Below are 3,945 nucleotides of genomic sequence, written 5' to 3' on the forward strand. Positions count from 1 at the left end.
AGAAATCACGCAAGACTTAGCGAGTGCGAACTTGCCTGTTACCTGGGATGGACAAACCTTATTCACCGTTCAAAACGTGCAAAGCGGTACAGGATACAATGTGCAAACCGGATCGCAAACGCCTGAAACTACCGTTTCCATCACATACAACGTGCCACTTCCCTTTGATCGTGCGTTCACGCTGATCGGTGGTCAACCTCTTGCTGCGACGATTCCTATACAAGAAACAGCAACCTACTATAACGAAACACAGTATACGGGTGATGGCGCATGAACAGGTTTTGGCAAGAGGAACGCGGCGGTTTCTTTGAACCTTTAGGGTTTTCGTGGCTCAACGTGGCCCTATCTGCTGTTTTGCTCCCTGTGCTTTTTTGGGCAGGGACGGCGGTTATGGGATATGAGACGCTCCAAAACGCGGTCAATCGTGCTGCGTATGCAGGGCAGTCACAAGTCACACAAACAACGACCACGTCCGCCACACCCACGTTTGGCATGTATCAGGGTGGTTTCATGCTCCAAGTGGCACCTTCTGTGAGCGCAGCGCAAACGAATTGGGACTTGCAACTCAATGACTTAGAACAAGGTGGTCTATTTTCCGATGTACAGAGTCAAGTCGGCTATGTACAGAATCAAGTGGTGATCACGGCGACAGCTGAGTATGAGCCTGTCTTGCTCAACCATCTGCTTGCGGTGTTGCCCGTGTTGACGCATGATCTGGCGATTCCCATGTCAGTGACATCGAGCGACCAAGCGTCCATGTCGTAAGCGAAAGGAGAATGCAGATGGAAAAAGAGATGCGCATGCTCATGTATGGCGGATTAACGCTTGGCGTGTTATTGGTTGGGATCGTCCCTGTGGGATGGATTGCCGTGAATCAAGGGGCAGACAAAGCGGTGATCAGCAATCAAAGCCTAGATTGCAAGTTATGGAACAACTGCGAGAATGGAACGTCTGGAACCACGTCAACGAGTAGCATGGCTTCTTCGTTAACCTATGCGAACGAAACAGGGACACCTGTTTTACCTGGGAATGATGATCCTACCGTTTCGGATGTAGTCTGGAACACGAGTGTATTTCCTCCTGTGGTGACGATCCAAGGATCAGAGCTAGGAAGTGGAGGCACGATTTCAGGTGGAGATGCAACACAGGGATGGGTGTTTAACAAAAATGGATCCTCCGTCGTGCCCGTGGTACAGTCGTGGACGCCGAATCAGGTGGTGTTTTCTTTTAGCAGTGGGTATGGCGAGGGTGATCCAACGACTTTTTCAGATGGTCATCCCTACTGGGTGTTCCGACCAGGTGATCAAGTGAACATGACCATCACGCCTACAGGACGCCCTGTGATGCAAGAGTCGTCAACCTATCCTAGCTCGGCGTCCATGCCTGATGTGACGGTTCAAGCAGTCAGCGCGTTGATTGCAGGACAAAGTGAGCAAGTCGTCGATTCAGTGTCCTTTCAAGGAGAGCCTCTAGCCCATCAGTTTGTGTGGATTCAGCCTGCATCGGGATTATCCATGACGGGAAGTGAAATCTCTGGCACATCCTTTGGTGGTGAGAATGGACTGACCAATGCGCAAGGACAACTAACTTTTAGCGTAAGCGGGAGTACTGTGGGTACGTGTCCTTTGACAATGGGTGCTGATGGCGTATCTCATCAAACATCGATCACGGTCGAACCGGCGTATACCGTTCAGCTAACAGCTAATGCAGATACGGACAATAACGCAGTAACACTGACCGCTGCGGTGAATCAACCGATCGTAAGCCCTTATGTGTTAGAAATCGTCAATCAAACAACAGGACAAGTCCTTGCCTCTGCAACATCAGGTGAACGCGTATCGACCACGATCACAGCTCTACAAGATCAAACCCAACAATTTATTGCACAAGTCGTCACTGGAAGGTAGGTAAAAACCATGACAAAACAATGGGTCATCGGTGCGATTGTGATGGCTCCTTTTTTAGTAGCTCCTCTCGCTTTCGCCCAAACAATTGCACAAAGTCAACCGGTGTCGATTACCGGTGGCTATACGACAACAAGCTATGTATCAACCTATGAGCAGACTGGAACACAAGATGTTCGTCAGTTGATCAGAACGCAAACGGTCTATGAGCAAACAGGAACGACACAACAGGTTGAACAAGTGGGAACGACGACCGTAGAAAAGCAAACAGGCATGCATTGGGTGTTGGTGGGAACGCATTGCCGCACGATACAAGTGCCTCATTTCACATCTCATGCTAAGTATTATCCTTGGCATTGGGTCGGTGGAAGTGATGGTCATGGCGTACCAAGTCATTATGGTCCTCCGTATACAACGACTGTAACGTACACGCAAGAACAAGCGTGTACACCCTATGGAGAATATGAACCCACCTACACAGAAAGTACCATCCCAGTGTATGGATACGTATCAAAACCTGTATATGGGTACGTGGATCGTAGAATCTATGGATACGTAGCGCGTCCAGTGTATGGGTACGTCAATGTGCCGACAGAAACATGGGAACCTGTGAAAATTGCATATGGGCATTAATATAGAAGTAGGTGTCGTGTTCATTTTTTTAGCAGTAGTCGCTTATCAAGATCTCACGACTCGTCTCATTCGAGATTGGTGGACGCTACCGTGGATTGCATTTTTTCTTTTTTATAACGGGGTCCAACATCATTTGGAGCCTTCGATCATCGGGCTTGTAGGCATGGGCGTACTATTGTTCATCCCCGGACTCCTTGGATGGCTTGGCGGTGGCGACTGGAAGATGGGTATGGCGCTTGGGGCAGGAGGAGGACTTGTTCCTGCTCTCCTCCTCTTTGCGCTAGGATTTCTTCTTGCACCCCTTCTAAAAACGTGGTTGCAGAGGGTCAGCAGACGATATGTAGATGAAGAAAACGCAAAATTAATTCCAGTTGGCGTGTTAGTCTTTGTCGCAGACATTCTGTTTAGTGTGGGGGTGCTCATGATTGAGCGATGAACAAGCACAGCGTTTCATCTTTTTAGGCACATAGATGTAATTATTAGATGGAGGCGATTAGGTTACGATTATTTACTATTTGAGGGTATAATCGGGGTTGTAAATCAGTTTAAGTTGACGAGAGCGCCAGTCCAAAGATTGTTATAAACAATGCCTGTTTGTTGCTAATTAAAAGCCTATTTATAAATTCCACCACGAGTATCAATGACACGTATGTATACCACTTTCTCATCACGACTAATTTCAAAGAGTACTCGAATTGTCCCGATCCGTAGCCGATACAAGCCGTTGTACCCCTTCATCTGTTTGATGTCTCCGGTAGGCGGATCGTTAAGTAAGCCTGATAGTCCTTGTACAATTCGCTCTTGAACGGCCTTTTCTTGTTTCGCGATGTATTTCACAGCTTCCTTATGGTAAGTCAACTTGTAGCCCGAACTCACGCTTGGCCGCCTCCCCTGATACATACCCTGCATCACTGTTTAACTGGCGAAGCTCTTCTTCACTTAATGGCTCGTCGTCGGGTTTTAGTCTGTCGATCTCTTCCCAACTCAAAGGCTTTTTATTCGAGCGTTCCACTAAATACTGAAGAAAATCAAAGGCCGTTTTTTGATCGGGTTCCTGGAGACGTTCAATAAGGTTATACAAATCGTCTTTGCGAACAACCATGACAGAATGACCCCCTGTTTTCTGTGACCGCTAATGGTTAGGTTAATATAAAAATATCATGTCTGCTTATGTAATTCAACGTTTTGGGGCTTTATCAAAAGCGCCGTAAAACCCCTTGATTCATCTATGGGGATATAAGGCGCTCGCCGTCAGGCGAATCTTTTCTTTTTCCTCCAAATAAACAATAGATAACGTTGTTGTATCTAATGTTTTGCGCTATACTATTTGTGGTGATTCGTCATGAGTAGAGATGTTGATTCAAACCACAATGTCACGTTTGATTGTAAATACCATGTTGTCTTTTGT

Annotated in this window: 7 protein-coding genes; 5 read left to right on the forward strand and 2 right to left on the reverse strand. The window is 47.0% G+C overall.

The genetic code is table 11. The features are described from left to right. The 5 genes from MM817_RS16135 to MM817_RS16155 all read left to right on the forward strand — a co-directional run. Nucleotides 1-274 (forward strand): hypothetical protein (locus tag MM817_RS16135; protein ID WP_241717037.1); only part of this gene is annotated, 274 nt, incomplete at its 5' end. Continuing rightward, nucleotides 271-765 carry a hypothetical protein gene (locus MM817_RS16140; RefSeq protein ID WP_241717039.1) on the forward strand — a complete coding sequence of 165 codons (495 nt, stop codon included), beginning with the start codon at nt 271-273 and terminating at the stop codon, nt 763-765. The genes MM817_RS16135 and MM817_RS16140, both read left to right, overlap by 4 nt. Before the next feature lie 17 nt (nt 766-782). Further along, nucleotides 783-1,907: a hypothetical protein gene (locus MM817_RS16145; RefSeq protein ID WP_241717041.1), complete on the forward strand. Its 1,125-nt coding sequence runs from the start codon at nt 783-785 to the stop codon at nt 1,905-1,907. Between the two features lie 9 nt (nt 1,908-1,916). Further along, nucleotides 1,917-2,537, forward strand: coding sequence for a hypothetical protein (locus MM817_RS16150; protein ID WP_241717042.1), 621 nt, complete (start codon nt 1,917-1,919; stop codon nt 2,535-2,537). Between the two features lie 16 nt (nt 2,538-2,553). After that, nucleotides 2,554-2,973: a prepilin peptidase gene (locus MM817_RS16155; RefSeq protein WP_241717044.1), complete on the forward strand. Its 420-nt coding sequence runs from the start codon at nt 2,554-2,556 to the stop codon at nt 2,971-2,973. 176 nt (nt 2,974-3,149) lie between these two features. Here MM817_RS16155 and MM817_RS16160 read toward each other — a convergent pair whose 3' ends face one another. Then, complete coding sequence (locus tag MM817_RS16160) at nt 3,150-3,413, reverse strand: type II toxin-antitoxin system RelE family toxin (protein WP_241717046.1); 264 nt, start codon at nt 3,411-3,413, stop codon at nt 3,150-3,152. After that, nucleotides 3,382-3,639, reverse strand: coding sequence for a hypothetical protein (locus MM817_RS16165; protein WP_241717047.1), 258 nt, complete (start codon nt 3,637-3,639; stop codon nt 3,382-3,384). Before MM817_RS16165 ends, MM817_RS16160 begins: the two co-directional genes overlap by 32 nt. Nucleotides 3,640-3,945 lie beyond the last annotated feature (306 nt).

This window comes from Sulfoacidibacillus ferrooxidans (assembly GCF_022606465.1).
Lineage (GTDB): Bacteria > Bacillota > Bacilli > Alicyclobacillales > SLC66 > Sulfoacidibacillus > Sulfoacidibacillus ferrooxidans.

Bases quoted from the DNA above. Each gene is read 5' to 3' on its own strand.
- MM817_RS16140 (WP_241717039.1), top strand. From the start codon at position 271: ATGAACAGGTTTTGGCAAGAGGAACGCGGCGGTTTCTTTGAACCTTTA.
- MM817_RS16145 (WP_241717041.1), top strand. From the start codon at position 783: ATGGAAAAAGAGATGCGCATGCTCATGTATGGCGGATTAACGCTTGGC.
- MM817_RS16150 (WP_241717042.1), top strand. From the start codon at position 1,917: ATGACAAAACAATGGGTCATCGGTGCGATTGTGATGGCTCCTTTTTTA.
- MM817_RS16165 (WP_241717047.1), bottom strand. From the start codon at position 3,639: ATGGTTGTTCGCAAAGACGATTTGTATAACCTTATTGAACGTCTCCAG.